General features: G+C 51.6%; 15 protein-coding genes. 6 read left to right on the top strand and 9 right to left on the bottom strand.

What is annotated here, in order from left to right; all coding sequences use genetic code 11:
* Positions 1-16: 16 nt before the first annotated feature.
* Both hemQ and PG728_RS04630 read left to right on the top strand, forming a co-directional pair.
* Positions 17-757 carry a hydrogen peroxide-dependent heme synthase gene (gene hemQ / locus PG728_RS04635; protein ID WP_270626077.1) on the top strand — a complete coding sequence of 247 codons (741 nt, stop codon included), beginning with the start codon at positions 17-19 and terminating at the stop codon, positions 755-757.
* A 276-nt stretch (positions 758-1,033) separates the two neighbouring features.
* A complete protein-coding gene (locus tag PG728_RS04630) occupies positions 1,034-1,651 on the top strand; it encodes a Crp/Fnr family transcriptional regulator (protein ID WP_079985995.1) in 618 nt (205 codons plus the stop codon).
* A 126-nt stretch (positions 1,652-1,777) separates the two neighbouring features.
* On the opposite strand, the gene PG728_RS04625 is transcribed toward PG728_RS04630, so the two are convergent.
* Complete coding sequence (locus PG728_RS04625) at positions 1,778-2,947, bottom strand: EamA family transporter (protein ID WP_270626075.1); 1,170 nt, start codon at positions 2,945-2,947, stop codon at positions 1,778-1,780.
* Positions 2,948-3,091: 144 nt separating this feature from the next.
* Positions 3,092-4,378 (bottom strand): adenylosuccinate synthase, encoded by a 1,287-nt coding sequence (locus tag PG728_RS04620; RefSeq protein ID WP_270626074.1) that lies wholly within the window; start codon positions 4,376-4,378, stop codon positions 3,092-3,094.
* Positions 4,379-4,595: 217 nt separating this feature from the next.
* On the opposite strand from PG728_RS04620, the gene cysS reads away from it, so the two are divergent.
* Both cysS and rlmB read left to right on the top strand, forming a co-directional pair.
* Complete coding sequence (cysS, locus tag PG728_RS04615) at positions 4,596-6,041, top strand: cysteine--tRNA ligase (RefSeq protein WP_270626073.1); 1,446 nt, start codon at positions 4,596-4,598, stop codon at positions 6,039-6,041.
* 10 nt (positions 6,042-6,051) lie between these two features.
* Complete coding sequence (gene rlmB, locus PG728_RS04610) at positions 6,052-7,038, top strand: 23S rRNA (guanosine(2251)-2'-O)-methyltransferase RlmB (RefSeq protein ID WP_270626072.1); 987 nt, start codon at positions 6,052-6,054, stop codon at positions 7,036-7,038.
* Between the two features lie 115 nt (positions 7,039-7,153).
* Here rlmB and PG728_RS04605 read toward each other — a convergent pair whose 3' ends face one another.
* On the bottom strand, positions 7,154-7,846 hold the full coding sequence (locus tag PG728_RS04605; protein ID WP_270626071.1) for a hypothetical protein: 693 nt from the start codon (positions 7,844-7,846) through the stop codon (positions 7,154-7,156).
* A 166-nt stretch (positions 7,847-8,012) separates the two neighbouring features.
* On the opposite strand from PG728_RS04605, the gene brnQ reads away from it, so the two are divergent.
* Positions 8,013-9,494, top strand: a complete 1,482-nt coding sequence (gene brnQ / locus PG728_RS04600) for a branched-chain amino acid transport system II carrier protein (protein ID WP_270626070.1) — start codon at positions 8,013-8,015, stop codon at positions 9,492-9,494.
* A gap of 3 nt (positions 9,495-9,497) precedes the next feature.
* Here the strand turns inward: brnQ and PG728_RS04595 are convergent, their stop codons facing one another.
* The 6 genes from PG728_RS04595 to PG728_RS04570 all read right to left on the bottom strand — a co-directional run bounded on the left by PG728_RS04595 (position 9,498) and on the right by PG728_RS04570 (position 13,901).
* The gene (locus tag PG728_RS04595) at positions 9,498-10,034 is read right to left on the bottom strand and encodes a hypothetical protein (RefSeq protein WP_072510518.1); all 537 of its coding nucleotides are present in this window, start codon (positions 10,032-10,034) and stop codon (positions 9,498-9,500) included.
* 2 nt (positions 10,035-10,036) lie between these two features.
* Positions 10,037-10,720 (bottom strand): type II secretion system F family protein, encoded by a 684-nt coding sequence (locus PG728_RS04590; RefSeq protein WP_270626069.1) that lies wholly within the window; start codon positions 10,718-10,720, stop codon positions 10,037-10,039.
* Positions 10,720-11,940 carry a TadA family conjugal transfer-associated ATPase gene (locus PG728_RS04585; protein WP_270626068.1) on the bottom strand — a complete coding sequence of 407 codons (1,221 nt, stop codon included), beginning with the start codon at positions 11,938-11,940 and terminating at the stop codon, positions 10,720-10,722. Before PG728_RS04585 ends, PG728_RS04590 begins: the two co-directional genes overlap by 1 nt.
* Positions 11,937-12,617 carry a hypothetical protein gene (locus PG728_RS04580; protein WP_270626067.1) on the bottom strand — a complete coding sequence of 227 codons (681 nt, stop codon included), beginning with the start codon at positions 12,615-12,617 and terminating at the stop codon, positions 11,937-11,939. Before PG728_RS04580 ends, PG728_RS04585 begins: the two co-directional genes overlap by 4 nt.
* A gap of 157 nt (positions 12,618-12,774) precedes the next feature.
* Positions 12,775-12,942: a hypothetical protein gene (locus PG728_RS04575; protein ID WP_270626066.1), complete on the bottom strand. Its 168-nt coding sequence runs from the start codon at positions 12,940-12,942 to the stop codon at positions 12,775-12,777.
* 146 nt (positions 12,943-13,088) lie between these two features.
* Positions 13,089-13,901 (bottom strand): LppM family (lipo)protein, encoded by an 813-nt coding sequence (locus PG728_RS04570; protein ID WP_270626065.1) that lies wholly within the window; start codon positions 13,899-13,901, stop codon positions 13,089-13,091.
* Positions 13,902-14,438: 537 nt separating this feature from the next.
* Between PG728_RS04570 and PG728_RS04565 the strand changes: the two genes are divergently transcribed.
* A complete protein-coding gene (locus PG728_RS04565) occupies positions 14,439-16,268 on the top strand; it encodes a phosphoenolpyruvate carboxykinase (GTP) (RefSeq protein ID WP_270626064.1) in 1,830 nt (609 codons plus the stop codon).
* Positions 16,269-16,299: the final 31 nt, after the last annotated feature.

Raw genomic sequence — 16,299 nt, 5'->3', positions numbered from 1 at the left:
CTAAAAGGAGAAAATAATGGCTCACCCAATGCCTAACGATGTATCCCCTGATCCTCGCGATTACAAGGTAGATCCCGAGGAAGTGAATGCGCGCAATAACTTTTCCATGCACGCGGTTTTCGAGCTAGCTTTGCCGCTACCTGCCGAGGAAGCTGAGCGGGCAGCTATGGCGCGAGAGCTCGAGGAAGAGATTGCGAAACTGGGAGTAACTGTACGTGGCTGGTATGACGTTGCCGGTTACCGTGCAGACGCTGATTTAATGTTCTGGTTCCTAGATGAATCAAATGACAAGCTCCAAGATGCCTATCATGCAGTGTTGAACTCGCGCTTAGGCAGCTACCTGGTACCGGTGTGGTCGATTATGAGTGCCCATATGACTGCGGAGTTCAATAAGCCCCACCTGCCTGCCTGCTTCGGTGGTTGGGCACCACGTGCCTATGCGGCGGTTTACCCGTTTGTACGTTCCCTCGAGTGGTATTACCTGCCCAAGGCTAAACGCAGTGCCATGCTCGCCGAGCATGGTCGCAATGGCGCAGGTTACCTGGACGTAGCGGTTTCTACTTTGGCGACCTTTGCGCTTAATGATTATGAATGGTCAGTGACCCTAGAATCCGATGACATTAATCGGATTATGGGGGTACTGCGTCAGCAGCGGGACTGTGAAGCTCGCCTGCACGTCCGCCAGGATACGCCCTTCTATACCGGCAAGCGGATGGAACTAACCGAATGGATACAGCGACAGCGTAACGAAAAATAGCTAACGCCAATTTGCCTTAATTATTAGGCATTCCCTCTTCCATCCCTTCCTCGATAGGGGGATTGAAGTCCCAGGTAGCTGCGAGAAATTTCCGAATACCCCAGAATGTAGAAAACACGCCGCCCCTCAGGTGGCATATGTCACAACAAGCGAGTAATGTTAAAGCGGTATGTACTTTTCGTTAGCTATCGATATTTTCTGTAAGGAGTGATTAGCTTGGATTCGTCCTTTCTAGCCAGAGTTCCCCTGTTCGAGGGACTAAATCAGGACGCGCAAATGCGCCTATTCTCTATGATGGGGCAAACCACGTTACGACGTGGAGAAAACCTGTTTGAAGAGGGCGACGATGGCGACCGTTTATATATTGTGGCCGAAGGGAAAGTAAAACTATCCCACCAGTCCCCTGACGGTCGCGAAAACCTACTAGCGGTTTTAGGACCTGGTGAAATTCTGGGCGAGCTCACCCTTTTTGATCCGGGACAGCGTTCCACTACCGCCACGGCGGTATCTCCAGCGCGTCTAGTGTTCCTAAACCATGCTGATTTAATGGACTTCCTGGACGATAATCCTTCATTGGCGAAACATATGTTAAAAGCACTCGCCAAGCGGCTACGACGCACCAACGAGGCACTAGCCGACCTGGTGTTCTCCGATGTCCCCGGCCGGGTTGCGAAAGCGCTCCTGGATTTGGCTGACCGTTTCGGAATCCGTACCGAGGACGGTATTCACGTTCCCCACGATCTGACTCAAGAAGAGCTGGCGCAGCTAGTAGGGGCATCACGTGAAACCGTAAACAAATCCTTGGCAGAGTTTGTTTCTCGTGGTTGGATACGCCTGGAAGGACGCGCTGTTACCTTGATTGACGTTGATCGCCTAGCCAGGCGCGCTCGCTAAAAATAGGGTTAATGCTCTAAAACAGAGCATTAACCCTATAGCCCCACAATCAGGTGACTAAAACTTTTGCGGGGGGTGGCAACCATTTGGTTGCCACCCCCCTCAAACTATTAGCATCTAGGCAAACTAGCTGGCAGTCATCTTGTTATCTTGGCTATCGTCTGCCGCTTTAACTTTGCGTTCGATTAGGTAATCTTTACGTCCCGCACGACGAGCACTATGGGAAAGGAAACCTATTCCCAACAGGGCTAGACCGGCAAATAACAACATTCCAGAGCCACCCGACCATGCCAAATGATGTGCAATATTACTAGGCAGAGCCTGATAGAAATGACCTTGCTGACCAGCATTATCCAAAGCGGTCAGGAACGAATCCAATGCCGCAGCGGTTTTAGCGGGCACAACCAGGAAGAAAGCTCCTCCCACGGTGAGCAGCAAACCGGTAATAAAAGCTCCTAAAGAAGAGAATCTTGCTATTAACAGCAAAATAAACACCGCTATCAGAGCGAACGCTACCTCTAGCCATTGACCAGCATCAAGAGCAGAAGTGGGCAGTAACATATCGCCCCCGCGCGTACGTAGCCGGGTTGCTACATCCAAAACCAAATACCAGGTAACTGGAACAAGCAGTATAAAAAGCAGTAATGACCAAACATGAGCCGCTGCCCGCGACGGTACCGTAGGTTTAACAGTTGCGCCCTCGAAAATCGTGTCCTCAAAACTCTTTTCCCGCTGCGCAGTGGTTAAGACCTCTTCAGGTTCAGTTTCCTCGACTGAATCCCAATTCGGGGAATCATCTTTTGCAGGAGCAGGGGCATTATCCTGTCCATTAAGCAGCGAATAACGGCGTTCAGCAGTGCTTTCCACCTCTTTCGCAGTTACCGGTTCGCTGAAGGAAGAATCTTCCTCTACCTTGGGGGTGCGTTCAGTAAGTGATTTACGCTGCGGAGCCGGCGCATCAATATCGCCACCGGAATTATCTGAAATCTCCGGTTCGACCTCTGCTTGCGGAAGAGGGCTTTCTTCCTGCTTGGGGAAGTCGTCCTCACTATCGTCTGCACCGGAAATTACGTTATCCACGTGATCTAGCTTCCCCAGGGATTCATCTTCCTCGCTAGAGGGCGAAGACGCAGGATTGAAACCATCACCAGCGATTAAGGAATCATTTCCAGGAGCAGCAGGAGAAGCGTGTTCACCAGGAATCAAGGTATCTTCGGGAGCTTGTTCCTCTTCAGAATCTTCACCTACGAACCAGGTGCGGGTAGTTAAGTCGTTCTCCGGCTCGTTATTACTCATCTGACCTCCAACGAAATTGTGCAGTCTATACAACCCCACAATAGAATACGCGGACTATTATCGGAGCTAACCGCGCCGCGTAACCTGGAAAAAGTCACTTTGTGCGCTATCAGATAAGCAGATTACTGCCTAAAGTTAATCGAACTAATCCAGCAACTCGTGCCGCACAATAGTTGCAGAGCGGTCAGCACCTACCCCGATTACACTGATACGACACTCAGACAGTTCCTCTAAACGCAGGATGTAGTCGCGAGCCTTAACAGGCAAATCCGCAAAAGTCTGGCAACCGGTAATATCTTCTTTCCAGCCAGGCAGCATTTCATAAATCGGCTGGGCGTGATGGAAAGAAGTCTGATCAGCAGGTAAATCATCAAAGCGCTGACCGTCTACATCGTAGGCTACACATACTGGAATCTGCTCATAGCGCGAAAGCACATCTAACTTGGTGATTACCAAATCAGTAAGCCCATTAACCCGAGCAGCATAGCGAGCAACCACCGAATCAAACCAACCGGTGCGACGTGGTCTGCCGGTAGTTACCCCGAACTCCCCGCCCGCCTGACGTAAGTCGTCGCCCTCTTGACCAAAAAGCTCTGTCGGGAAAGGACCTTCCCCAACCCGAGTCGTGTAAGCCTTAGCGATTCCAATCACCCGGTCAATGCGGGTCGGTCCAATCCCCGCTCCTGAACACGCACCACCGGCGGTGCAAGAAGAAGAAGTAACAAAGGGGTAAGTCCCATGATCAATATCGAGCATCGTGGCCTGACCGCCCTCTAAGAGCACGGTTTCCCCGCGATTTAACGCCAGGTTTAGCTCTTTAGTGCAATCAAAAACCATAGGACGCACTCTCTCGACATAAGAAAGCAGCTGGTCGGAAATAGCTTCCGGGTCGATGGGGTTCTCTGAGAACTGTTTTTCAATCACAAAGTTTTTACCCGACAAAGCGGAGCGAACTTTTTGCCGCAAAATCGATTCGTCAAATAAATCCTGAATCCGCAGCCCTACCCGGTTCATCTTATCCGCATAGGTAGGACCAATCCCTCGACCGGTAGTGCCAATCTTGCGTTCACCCAAAGACCGTTCTGCCAGTCCATCCATGACCTTGTTGTAAGGCGGAATAATATGAGCATTAGCGGAGATGCGCAGCCGAGAACAATCCACCCCAGCATCTTCGAGCATTTTGATTTCCGCAAACATTACCTCTAAATCAACAACCACCCCATTACCGATAACCGGGGTGACGGTAGGCGAGAGAATGCCGGCGGGGATAAGATGTAAACCAAATTTTTGATCCCCTACTACAATGGTGTGACCAGCGTTATTGCCGCCGTTAAATTTCACCACCCAATCCACGCTCTGACCGACCAGGTCGGTGACTTTACCCTTTCCTTCGTCTCCCCATTGGGCTCCGACAACAATCAGTGCGGGCATGAACTATTCCTCTCGAATAAGGATTTTTGCAAGGCTGCTGGCTAGATTTACCCGGCAGCCTTGCACACTTACTATCCGAGTTTATCTATCTTGCCCTGAAGTTGGTAGCCATGGTGCGGTAGATGAAACTTGAGAGAGCGGAAAAGGCGAGGACGCGTTCTGGGAAACCGGGCAGAGAAAGTTCTACCCTAAGGCTGCTTGCCGATAGCATGGGGCTATGAGCCTTCGGATATATGATTCTGCCCGTCACCGCATCGTGGACTTTGAACCGGTAAAAGCCGGACACGTGGGCATTTATTTATGTGGCGCAACTGTGCAAGGCTCTCCCCATATAGGACACGTGCGTTCGGCAATTGCGTTTGACGTGCTCATTCGGTGGCTGCGCCGCAGCGGTTATCAGGTTACCTATGTGCGTAACGTTACCGATATTGACGACAAAATCTTGAATAAATCCGCCGAGGCTGGCTGGCCCTGGTGGGCATGGGCGTACCGCTTCGAGCAAGAATTCGCGGCCGCCTATCGCGCCCTCGGGGTGCTGCCCCCGACCTATGAACCGCGCGCCACCGGGCAGATTCCTGAACAAATCGCCCTCACCCAGCGTCTCATAGATGCTGGTCACGCCTATAGTGATGGGAATGGAAACGTCTATTTTGATGTTAAATCCCTCAAAGACTACGGCTCGCTGACCCGGCAAAAGCTCTCCGATATGCGAACTACCGAGGACGAGAGCCAGATCGATAACCAAACCGAGGCGGGAAAACGCGATTCGCGGGACTTCGCCCTCTGGAAGGCAGCAAAAGACAGCGAACCCGAGACTGCTAAATGGGATTCCCCCTGGGGCAAAGGTCGTCCCGGCTGGCATTTAGAGTGCTCGGCAATGTCCCGGCGCTATCTGGGCGAAGCCTTCGATATTCACGGGGGCGGAATTGACCTGCGTTTCCCCCATCATGAAAATGAACAGGCACAATCTCACGGTGCCGGTTGGCCATTCGCAAAATACTGGATGCATAACGCCTGGGTAACCATTAAGGGCGAAAAAATGTCAAAATCGCTGGGGAATTCCCTGGTGGTTTCGGAGATTTTGAAAACCACCCCGGCAGCGGTGTTGCGGCTCGCCTTAGGGACTACCCACTACCGTTCCACCGTGGAGTATTCCCCAGAAACCTTGGAACAGGCAGGCGAAACTTGGAATAAGTTTGCTTCTTCCCTGGCGCGTTTTACCCAGGCAGCGCCCGAGGTTGCTGAGGCCAGTGCCCCAGAGTTAGCAGCAACCCCCCTCCCGGAGGCTTTTTGCGAAGCTATGGACGATGATTTAAATATCGCGGCTGCTCAAGCGGTGATACACGAGAAAATCAAACAAGCTAATACCGCATTTGATAGCGGGAAAACTGGCGAAGGCGCAAAGGTAGCCATCCAGATTCGCGCCATGCTAGAGATATTGGGGCTAGATCCACTATCTGCGCAGTGGCGGGAAACTGACGGCGGAAACGATTCTGCCGCCGCTGCTGCTTTAGAAAAACTCGTTACTGACCAGTTGGAACAGCGAGTTCAGGCGCGCAAAGAAAAGGATTGGGCGCGCGCGGACGGGATTCGTGACCGCTTAGGCGCGGCGGGAATAATTATTGAGGACGGAGCTGGCGGCTCCACTTGGCATTTAAGTTAAGGTTTGTAATATGGCAGTTCGCGGAGATCATCACGGAAGACTAAAACGTACCGACAAGAAAGGTGCTCCCAAAGGCAGTGGCGGACCTAAACGCGGTTTACGGGCAAAAGGACCAACCCCGAAAGCCGAAAATCGCCCTTACCATGCCGCCTATCGCGCCCGTATCCAAAAAGAGCGGCGCGAAGAAACGCAGGCAGCTCAACGCAAGGCGCGTGCCAAACGTTCCCTAATCCATGTGCGCCGCGGTCACCAATTGGTCGCGGGACGTAACCCGGTATTGGAGGCTCTGCAATCAGATATGCCGGTGAGCCGGGTGTTTGTGGCAGGAAATCTGGCGGCAAATAAGAAACTATCGCTCCTGCTTTCCAAGGCAAGTGCCCAAGGCTCCCCAATTGTGGAAGTCCCCCGCTCTGACTTGGACTTAGCTACCGAGGGAGCGGTTCACCAAGGGGTAGCGATAGAAGTTCCCGAGTTTGCATACAGCGACTTAGAAGATTTGTTTGAAAATGCCGAAAACAACGCTACCCCGCCGTTAATCGTCCTATTAGATGGGGTTACCGATCCTCACAATCTGGGCGCTATTGTGCGTAGCGCGGCCGCTTTTGGGGCCAGTGGGGTAGTAATCCCACTGCGGCGCAGTGCCACTATGAACGTAACCGCCTGGAAAGCCTCCGCCGGAGCTGCGGCGCGCCTACCGATTGCGCGGGTATCTAACCTGGTGAACGCCATTAACCAATGTAAAGAGCGCGGCTGTTTCGTAATGGGACTGGACGGCGCTGGCACGTCCTCGGTACGCGAATCTGACTTGGCTGACGGGCCGTTAGCACTGGTAACCGGAGCTGAGGGCGGCGGGATTTCCCGTTTGGTAAAAGAGAACTGCGACCTGCTTACCCGAATTGAGATTTCTTCCCAAGTTGAATCTTTGAACGCTGCGGTAGCGACCGGGATTGTATTATCCGAGGTCGCGGCGCTACGCAGGGAAGCGGCTACCCACTAGGGGCGCAAGAGCTAAAACAAAAGTGTGGCACGGCACGGGAGACAGCTTCCTGCAATAAGGAAAGTTGGTAAAGGCTGCGGGCTCTGCCAGGGGCTGCGGGTTAAAAGCTGTCAGCTTAAGAGCCATATCCAAGCAAACGTAAAGTTGCCACCAGGGTACAAACGATTGCAAATAGAGCCGCTAAAGTACAAAACACTCGTGGCCAAACTGGGCGAACGTGTTTACGCCACAAATAAATCGTCACTGACAAACCGAATATTCCCAGGAAAAACCCGAGGGGTACAAACAGCGCGGTAGCGATAGAGGAAATACCGAAAGCCAGGGGTAAAAAGTAGGTGAAAAGTCCGTGGCGAGCACGCGGTGACTTAACTAAAGATTCCAGTTTGGTATCTATGTAATCTGGTTTTACGGGAGCGGGAGGAGTATTTTCGCCCCATCCCATCAGGTCGCCGTATTTACGTAGCAGCTGTGCATCCTCAATCCGAACCCGGGCAGCAGCCTTTCCCCAGTTGGAAGCGCCATTAGCCATACTATCTGCCGCTTGAATAACCTGGAAACCATTCCCGGCTTTAATTACGGTTAAATCAGCTTCCGCTATCGCAACTACCTGGTCGGGGCTCCCCAGATAGGCTTCCAGCTGCTCATAGGTGTAGAGCCGAGGCAGGGCAGCGGTTTCCTCTAATTCGCGAACTGTGGAGCGTACGGCTTTAACTATTTGGTTTCGGCGCAAGATAGGGGTCGGTGCGAGCAGTGCGGATAGACGCTGAAAATACTCATCTAGCGGAGAAAGCTGCGCTTCTATCTGCAAACACCTCACCTCACCTGTTCATTTGTAAAACTGCGCACAGTTATAAACCGAAAATACTGCTTAACACATATTAGCGCAGTATCAAATGGCGAAAGATAATTATGAATCCTAGCTGAGCTTGGTAAAACTAAAAAGGTTTAACAAGTTAGAGTGGAGAATACAAGGAATGAATAGCAAAACAAGTGTTCGCAGTGTGGTGGTGACCGGGCTGGCATTATTCGCCATGTTCTTTGGGGCTGGAAACCTGATTTTCCCGGTAATGATCGGGGTAGAATCCGGGGTTGAGCAAGTACCGGCGACTGTTGGTTTTATGCTTACGGGTGTGTTGCTGCCGATGGCAGGGATGATTGCCGCCGCAACCTCATCTTCAGGGGTGCTGGGGATTATTGAACGCATCTCGCACTATCCCGGATTGATTTACTGCTGGTTAATCTTCTTGTCCACCGGAATGCTATATGCGATTCCGCGTACTGGTGCTGCCTCCTATTCCATGTCTTTTCAGGCAGCTGCTGGTGATTCGCACCTTTGGTTATTTGTTTATACCCTGGTTTTCTTCGGAATCGCCGGTTTCTTGTGTCTAAATCCCCGCAACGTGCTTGACCGGATTGGCGGTCTGCTCACTCCGGCGCTGCTTGTTTTGTTGGCAGTAATGATTATTGCGGCGGTAGCCACCATGTCTCCCTCGGAGGCAGCTCCGATTGAAAAATATGCTTCTAACCCCACCTTGAAAGGTGTATTTGATGGCTACGGCACTCTAGACGCGATTGCATCTTTCGTGTTCGGCGTGGTGATTATTCGCGCTTTGCGACATAAAGGATTCCAGCCCGGCAGGCAGCTTTTCAAGGTAACTGCGTTCTCGGGAGTGATTGCAGCATTCTTCCTGGGGATAATCTACTTCGGCTTGTCGATGGTAGGTTCGCGGGTAGGACGACTTAATCCAGAAGTTAAAGATGGCGGTGAAGGTCTGGCATTTGCCGCCCAATACCTGTTCGGTTCTACCGGTCGGATAGTTTTGGGCGCAATTGCTATTTTGGCCTGTCTAACTACTGCCATCGGTCTAATCGAGGCATCAACCCAGTTCTTCCAGGGACTATTCCCCCGGGTATCTCGTCCGGTTTGGGTGATTTTACATGTGCTGGTTTCTTTAGCGATTGCAAACTTAGGTTTGAAGTCACTTTTGGATGCGATAATCCCGGTAATGATGTTCTGCTACCCGATAACAATCATGCTGGTAGTTACCTGTTTACTGGATATTTTCATTCCGGGGCATATGTTTTGGGCTTACCGGCTTTCGGTATGGGTGGCAGCAGCATTCGGTCTGTTCGATGGGATAAAGGCTGCCTGTGGTCTGTTTGAGGGTTCACAGGTTGCTGCACAAGTTACTCAATGGATTGATAACACTATCCCGATGGCATCCCTAGGTTTGGGTTGGTTGATTCCCTCGTTCTTAATGTTGGCTATCGGTTTGGTGATTGATATTGCCCAAGGTCGAATGAAGAGCCAATTAGACTATGACGCGGTGGCCAGGGAACGTAATCAGTCGCTGGTAAGTGCCGGTTTAGCGCTGAATGAGGACGAGCTAGACGAAGTTGCGAAAACCCAAGGCGGTCAAGCAACTACCGGGGTCAATAAAGAATCTAGTAACTAACAGCTAGATTTTTTCCAGTCCCGCCAAGATTACCGGCACTATCCCAAGGAGGATAAATGCCGGTAATTGGCATATTCCCAAGGGAATTACCAGGTGGACTGATAGCTTTTGAGCCGCTTGCCGAGCGCGCTGCTCACGGTTGGCACGTACTCTGATTCCGCTTCCTTTTAGCAGTGCATCAGGGGCAACCCCATCTTTCCAGGCTGGCTCCAGCGCCTGAGATAAATAGCTTGCCCACTCGGGACTAGCTTTTTCTTTCAGCAGTAAAGACCAGGAATCATTCCAGCTCACCCCAAATAGGAGCGCCTTGGAAACCTGCGTTAGGCGAGGCTCTTCACAGGCAATAGCTAGGGCGCTAAGAACCCGTGGAATTGAAGAACCAGCAGCTAGACCCGCACTTGCTAAATCTAGAATAACTGCCGGGTCGAGGGTGCTAATCCGTTTTGGGGCGTTTGGGGTTACGCTGGTGGCATTTTGGGGTTTTTCCGGTAAAAACCAAGGTAGAGCGCCCAGGAAAAACCAGATGCCTAGATAAAACATGACTATGCCTTTTCAGCTTGGGAAACTAGACGAAACATCCAAAACATCCCTGACAGTAAGGCGATAACCCCGCCCAGCGCACTAATCGTGGCTAGACCACCAGAAAAAATTGCTGCCAAGGGATTAGCTCCCAAGAGGACACCCAGAGCAATTCCTCCTAAAGGTAAGAATCCGAGTATCAGGGCGGAGGTTTTCGGTGCGGTCAAAGCAACTTTGCGGGCACGGGCGGCGCGAGATGCTTCAGTGAGCGAGTCAGCGCAACCGGTGAGTACCTGTGATAGGGGCGCGCCAAGCGCCTGTGAAAAGCGCACAGCAGCTAGTAGACCAGTTAAAGAATTCCTTTCCCAACTGGTTAAATGGGGCTTAATTGCTGCCTCCAAATCGCTAGCATTAGCACTGGCAGGAGGGTCGAAGCCGTGACGAGGCAAAGTTTTTAACCAGGCACTTTCAGAATCTGACCCGGCATTTAGACGGCTAGCTACCTCAATTACTGCCGCAGCCAGCTGAGGTTTGGGATTAAAGCGGCGCAAAAAGGAGGAACGACAATGCTGGCAGAGATTAGCTACCCCGGTAAGTAGAATGCTTTTAGGAGTGGGATTAATCGGATTTACAGCATCTGGCAGATGCCAAGGTAAAGCCATCAGAAACAATAAAACAGCAAGAAAAGTAGTGGTTTGCCAGTTCATTATACCTCCGGTAGGTTCTCAAGATTGATATCGATTAGCGCTGATAACTCGCGCCAATACTCCCCACGCAGTAAATTCCCGGCGGGACTAACCTGCAAGGCTAAACCGGCAGCTAGCCGTCCTCTATCCCAAAAGGGAATTCCAATCTCCGAAATATAGCGCCTGGTTCTCCCCTGCTCGCTACAGCGACGAATCTGCAAAAACGCATCTATTCCCGCCACGACCTGCGCCCCAATAGTTGATTCCGGCATTAAAGCCAAGGCTCCCAGTGCCACCAGGCGTGCAGGCACATCTGTGACCGCATTGGCATGAACCGTAGCCCAGGTGCCCTCATGTCCGGTGTTCATCGCCGACAGCACCTCACGAACCTCTGCACCTCGACATTCCCCCAAAACAATACGGTCAGGTCGCATCCGCATAGCTGCCCGCACCAGCTGCGACATAGGAACGGCTCCCGCTCCCTGCACATTGGCTTGGCGCTCTTGCAGATGAATTAGATGAGGATGGGAGGGGAAAAGCTCAGATACTTCTTCGATACACACGATTCGCTGATTCGCAGGCACCATTTCGAGCAGAGCAGACAGCAAGGTGGTTTTCCCGCTGCCAGTAGCGCCTGAGATAAAACAGGAGGCACGCCGTTTAACCAACGCGGTTATTACCGGCACTAATGCTGCCGAAACGGTTCGGGATTTAACTAGCTGACCAAAGTTAAGCCCCCTTGCCCTGGGACAACGTAAAGAAATAACCGGATAGGGAACCGCGAGGGGAGGTAATACTGCATGTAGACGAATCCCGCCAGGCAGCGTGCCGTCGGCAATCGGCGCCGCATCATCTAGGCGTTTTCCCGCTGCCCCCGCTAATCTAACTGCCAAGGATCGCAACTTAGGAGCAGAGCCGAAGTTAAGTGTAGTCTTGTTTAGACCGCTGCCACTATCAACCCAAACCTCAGATGGTCCATTGATTAAAATGTCTGTGACTGAGGGATCTTGAATCAAGGGAGCAAGCTGGGGTCCAAAACCAGCAAGTTCAGCATTTATATTCGCCAAATCGGAAATTAGATGACTCATTCCGGCAGTGGGAGCACTTCCGGTGCGAACTACCTCAACTGGGGAATGCCCCTCGGCGATTTGTAGCCGTAAATCAGGATTTTGGGCGTCATGGTCAGGAGAAGTAAAAAGAGCGTTACGGATACGCAAGCCCAGGTTTTGAAAAGAGCTCATTGCGCGTCCTCAAGAATCGTTTGTAGCAGCCGAGTTACCTGGTTTTGGAAACCACCAGTCCAGGCGAGCCCTAAACCTTGCCGTTGAATATGTTTAAGTTCGCGGCAGTTAGTTAAGGAGAGGTTCCCTGACCTTGATTTTGATAGAAAGAATTTCTTGGGGGCGCGGTTAGTAACTATTAGCACATCAGTTTGGCGAAGTAAGCGCAGGTAGTAGCGATTTTCTGAAGCGTGGCGATAATCAGCTATCACCAGGTTCTTTCCAGTAACTCCCGGGCTTAAATCCTCAGATTTAAGCTGACCCCAATCCCAAATAACCAGTGAAAACGCACGAGAAAGTAGTGAACTTATATAGGCGATATGTCGCGGATTTCGGCTGCCTAGGCTAAGAAAGCGAGTTCTGCCTACCCGAGGTAAAACCTGACCTAGACGCGAAACTAGCAGGTCACCCTCGATACTAATAGACGAAAATTCAGGGATTGCGGGAAAACCTAGACGGCGTAACCCAGGAGAATAACCGGAGGGAGAATCCTGGGGATCGCTGCTGCTAGCATCCACATATACCGAGTTAGTGGCAGTGTTAGCCAGTCCGAAAGCAACCGAAGAACAGCCAGCACCCGCTGTCAAACCGAAAACGTTAATGCAGTTAGCTTTAGGAGGATAGCAAAGGTAATCCACCCGAGCTAAAAAAGAGTTTAGTTCACAAGGAAGCTGGAAAACCCCTGGTAATGGCGCAGCATGGTGAGAGAAATCTGCCCTAATTACAGCTAGCTTAGGGGGTAAAAATCCTAGATTAGCTTCAGGAGGTGCAATCGCAAGGCTTATCTGGCTACTTTTAGGCAAAACCGCAGTGGTAGCCCGAAAACTGGCAAGGGAAATCATTTGCGATAGAAACTTTAGCTGCGCAGGTGGAAATCCCCAGAGTAAACAAGTTGGGGAATTGGTCGCCGGCAGCGGCAGCCGGGCAGATGTTGATAGAACTGCTGACATCACCCACCCCCATTTAGTTGATTACCGGTGCAACTCCAAGATTGGGATTTCCGGGTTATATGGGGCAAAAGTGCAGAGAATCTCTACGGGATTGTGCGGGATTATCTACCCTTGGGGACAGGGATATTAGCAGTTGGAAACGTAACTATGGGGATTACCCTATTTGCGTCCTCGGCGTTTAGATTTCTTCGAGCGTTTCCCGCTAGAAGTGCTCCCCAAATCCAGGTAGCTTAAAGCGCGGAAGAACAGATTACGGCAAAAATCAGCGAAAGAACGCAAACCCTGCGTTAGCTTGTTCCAAATCGGGGCGACACGGGGATGTTTACGAAAGACCACAAATGAGGTTCCCAAAATGACCAGGATTATCAGGAATCCGATTGCCCATTTTTGGTTCATAGTTATCCCCGGATGATCCTGCCCGCGCACTTCAAAACCTTTAACCAAGACTTGCGGGTTTTTCCAGGTGACAGTATTTCCTTTCATGCTCGCCCCAGAATAGCTGTCAGTTTTAAGAACCGGACCGGGGAAAGAAATCGACAGACTGAACTGGTCGGTTTGGGTATCCAAAAAATCTAGGCTCTGCACCGGGTCAAGTTTGACCACATAGCTGTCACCAACATGTTTAATGGTTACAAAAGGTTTTTTGGCTTGCGAAATATGCTGCGCCTTGACGGTAATGGTGCAATCGGAAAGCTGGTCAGTGGATTTATCGGTGATGGTCACTTGTGCAGTTTTGAGATAATCCTCAATCCCGGGAATCTGGTCTTTGCATTTAATATCTTGCGCAGTCCGGGGCTGCATCAGGTGCGTGCTGAAAGAGTAGGTGTCATTATCGTAAATCTGCATTTGAGTATAGGACTGGCAGGCAGAAAGAATCAGCGCCAAAGGCAGCAACGTTAAGGCTAGGAGCCGTTTACGATTCACAATCTGCCTCCCTGTATGCAAAGTACCAATCCAGATACCTTTTCCCACTTTTCCTTACGCCTTTAATCATAGTGTAAAGGGCGCAAATGCTAGCCAAAGCCGCAATTAACTCCCTAAAAGAGTATTTTGTGCGCGCTAAATCTGCCTTCGTCCTCGATAGGGGTTTGGGGATCTCCGATTTTGAGTTAAGACGGTTAGGAGGACGCCCGGGAACTTGTCGGGGTGGGTTGGGGTCGGCGCGCAGTTTGCGCCCGTCGCGTATCTTGGTTTCTCCAGGAGGAAGAAAGCGAGAGGTACAAGCTGCGGGTGAATCAGGTTGGTCGAGGGCGTGCCGGGGGGAGATAAGGAGGGGTTTAGGCGGCAGGGCGCAGACAGGGGCGAGCGAGGCGCGGGAGCGTCTCTTTAACCAAAAGCCAGTTTTGAATATGGCTAACGGCCTAAAGTAGCTGTTCTATGAGTCAGGTCACAGCTCTTTTGGCTAACTTTTAGAGCTGCGCACTAGAGAATGCGGGAACTATGACCGACAATAGAAGGGTAAGAGCAACCACGTGTTGCCGTGTCTACTGCCGCAGGAGGCATTATTAAATGACAGTGAATGAGAAAGATATTCTGGCTGCTGCCCCAGCAAACGCACCTAAAGAAGTTGTTGATTGGGTGGTAAAGATTGCTGAATTGACCAAACCCAAGGCTATCGAGTTCTGCGATGGATCCGAAGCTGAATGGACTCGCCTAACCGATTTGATGGTAGAAACCGGGATGTTTACCCGCTTGAATCCTGAAAAGCGTCCTAATTCGTTCCTGGCTCGTTCCCTCCCCTCCGATGTGGCTCGTGTAGAGTCCCGCACCTATATTTGCTGCGAAAAGGAAGAGGATGCCGGTCCGACCAACAACTGGTATGACCCGGCTGAAATGAAGAAAATCCTGAACGAAAAGTTCGATGGTGCTATGGCTGGTCGCACCATGTATGTTATCCCCTTCTCCATGGGGCCGCTGGGTGGCCCGATTTCCCAGCTGGGTATCGAAATCTCTGACTCCCCCTACGTGGTCTGCAATATGCGAATCATGACCCGCATGGGAGCTAAGGCAATGGATTTGATTAACGAGGGTCGCCCCTGGGTTCCGGCAGTTCACTCCGTTGGCAAACCGCTTGCCGAGGGCGAGACTGATGAAGCCTGGCCTTGCAATGACGAAAAGTACATCACTCACTTCCCTGAAACCAACGAGATTTGGTCCTTTGGTTCTGGCTACGGCGGGAACGCCCTGCTGGGCAAGAAGTGCTACGCCCTGCGTATCGCCTCCACTATGGCTCGCCGTGACGGCTGGATGGCAGAGCACATGCTGATTCTGCGTCTAACCGACGAAAAGAACGGTCAGCAGTATCACGTAACTGCTGCTTTCCCCTCTGCCTGCGGCAAGACCAACCTGGCGATGCTGCAACCCACCATTCCGGGTTACAAGGTTGAAACCGTTGGTGACGATATTGCTTGGATGCGTCCTGGCGAGGACGGAACTTTGCGGGCTATCAACCCGGAGGCTGGTTTCTTCGGGGTTGCTCCGGGCACCTCGTACAAGACCAACCCGATGGCTATGGAGACCATGAAGGAAAACACTATCTTCACCAATGTGGCCCTCACCGATGACGGTGACGTCTGGTGGGAAGGCATTGACGGAGATACCCCTGCACATCTGATTGATTGGCACGGCAATGATTGGACTCCAGAGTCTGGCGAGAAAGCTGCTCACCCGAACAGCCGTTTCACTACTCCTGCCTCTCAATGCCCGATTGTTTGCCCCGATTGGGAAGCTCCGGAGGGCGTTCCGGTTACCGCTATTTTGTTCGGTGGACGTCGCGCCTCCAATGTTCCGTTGGTTGCTGAACAGTATTCCCCGGCTCACGGCGTATTCATTGGTGCTTCGGTAGCTTCGGAGCAGACCGCTGCCGCTGAGGGCGCGGTTGGCTCCCTGCGTCACGACCCGTTCGCAATGCTGCCTTTCTGTGGCTACAACATGGCTGACTACTGGGGTCACTGGCTAGAAATGCAGGATAAGCTGGGCGAAAAGTTCCCCAAGGTTTACCAGGTTAACTGGTTCCGTAAGGACGAGGACGGCAACTTCTTGTGGCCAGGCTATGGCGATAACTCTCGCGTATTGGATTGGATTGTGCGGCGTGCATCTGGTCAGGTTGATGCGATCGAGGGTCCGACCGGCTACTATCCTCGTTTTGAGGACTTCAACCTAGAAGGTCTGGATTTGGGTAAGGATGAATGGGACAAGATGTATGCCATTGATCCTGATGCCTGGTTAGCCGAGACTGACGATACTGAACAGTATTTCTCTCAGTTCGGTGACAAACTGCCAAAGGCCATTTCGCAGGAGCTAGCTAAGCTGCGTGAGCGCTTACAGGCTCTAAAGTAGTTCTGTTAGCTAACAGAGTTCTTTAAGTTAT

This window comes from Varibaculum timonense (assembly GCF_027694345.1).
GTDB lineage: Bacteria > Actinomycetota > Actinomycetes > Actinomycetales > Actinomycetaceae > Varibaculum > Varibaculum timonense_A.
The sequence above is the reverse complement of the archived record's forward strand: the minus strand, read 5'-3'. Positions and strand labels throughout refer to the sequence as shown.